This window comes from Candidatus Ulvibacter alkanivorans (genome assembly GCF_003333325.1).
In the GTDB taxonomy this organism is placed as follows: domain Bacteria; phylum Bacteroidota; class Bacteroidia; order Flavobacteriales; family Flavobacteriaceae; genus Ulvibacter_A; species Ulvibacter_A alkanivorans.
In genome coordinates, this window is record NZ_QOLC01000071.1 from 1 (window position 1) to 1,650 (window position 1,650).

Annotated in this window: 2 protein-coding genes and 1 pseudogene; all 3 read left to right on the forward strand. The window is 32.9% G+C overall.

Translation table 11 applies throughout. The features are described from left to right. Positions 1-457, forward strand: a 457-nt coding sequence (locus DWA30_RS13290; RefSeq protein ID WP_168421747.1) for a hypothetical protein, incomplete at its 5' end; no start/stop codon positions are given. A gap of 24 nt (positions 458-481) precedes the next feature. Then, positions 482-1,438: pseudogene (locus DWA30_RS06210) on the forward strand (RHS repeat-associated core domain-containing protein); the annotation flags it as partial. After that, positions 1,422-1,650 (forward strand): hypothetical protein (locus tag DWA30_RS13390; protein ID WP_210725390.1); only part of this gene is annotated, 229 nt, incomplete at its 3' end. The pseudogene DWA30_RS06210 and the gene DWA30_RS13390, both read left to right, overlap by 17 nt.

Here is a 1,650-nt window from a genome sequence, read left to right on the forward strand (position 1 = left end):
TCAAAAATTGAATTATTTTGAGGTTGAAACACAAGAGAGAGCAAAAATCGTTGTAAATCATTTTCTCGAAGAGAATAAACCCTATATTTTGTTTTCGCTAGCTAATTACGAATATATATTGATTATAGATAATGGGAAAAATTATATAGAGAAACTGGTTCTATATGATAAAAACGATCTTATTAAATTAATATCCAATACTAAAATTAATAAACCGAATGATTTTTTTAAAGATGCTTTTGATACCAATAATTATCATCAAGGATTTATAAACTTTAGTTCAGACTTTTTTAATGGATATGAAGTTACAGCTCACGGGGGAACAACATACTTTGTAATGTATGATTCAGAAAAAAATAAATATGGTGAATCATTCTTATCACTCCTTGTTGACCCTAATCCTATTAATAAGAAGCTTTATGGTTATTTAGCACAAAAAATAATAGACTCTGATTAGTTTATAGCCTAAAACTACGGGTTCAACGGACAAGAAACCAATAACGGTTTGGGACTAAATATTGTAGAAATGGATTTTAGACAATATAATCCAGCTTTAGGAAGATTTAGTGCCATAGACGCTGCAGCAGAATTGGCGCAAAATTGGACTCCTTATAGGTTTGCGTTTAATAATCCGATCCTCTATGCTGATCCAACTGGTCTTTGGGAAGTTGGAGCTGATGGGAGTTGGAACACTAATGACGAAAAAGATATTGAAAGATTTATGAATATGTTAGGATTTGAAGCCGACTTTTACGGTGGAGCTTCAGGTGCTCAAATAGACACTTTTATAAGTGAAGAGTTTCGAGGTTCTGGTGGCAGACTAAGTGACGGAAGTGCACTATTAGATTCTGAAGTTATTAAGGGAGATAGTAATGGTAATTCTAATGGTTTTAGCCCTCGTCAAGAATTTAATATTTCTAAACAAGTCGACAGGTTTGTATCAAACCCTTGGAATGAAAAATCAATGGGAAAAAACGGTGGTTGGGCCTACTCGTATAAATACTATAGAGAAAGAAGTTATTACGAAAATGGTGGTGAAGGAATGTCTGGAGTAGCTCTTTCTGGAGCAGCTCTTTCCTTAGCGAGTGATTTTATGGGAAAGAACGGCAAATTTTGGTTTGGAAAGAATTTTAAATTTTATGATTCAAACTGGGGAGGAAATGGATATACAGGTGGAAAGAATAAATTTGCTGGAAAATGGGCAAATAGACTTTCATCTGCTTCTTCCGCATTGGGTATTATAGGAATGTATTCAACTTACGAGGAATATCAACAAGGTAAATTGAGTGGTGCTGGTGCTACTTATCTTGGACTCGTGGACGCAGCAGGAACTAGAAATGCACCACTAGCAATGTGGAGTTTAGGCACTGGAATAGGAAAATACGTTGTAGAAAGATCTTGGTACTTTAATGCAGTTCATAATGATATCAATTGGTAATATGTTAAAAATTTTTTTTTGTGTTAATTATGAAGCTACAGTAAAAATTTTCAAGAATAAAGACTATCCTTTTTTTTCTACTGTTTTAGCCTTAGTCATTTTTGAATTTTTTACACTGTTATTTATTATCGACTTTGTGATTTTTCAAATTTTGGAAAGAAGGGATATACTTTTAGAGAGGAATAAAGTTTATGGTATAATATTCATTCTAT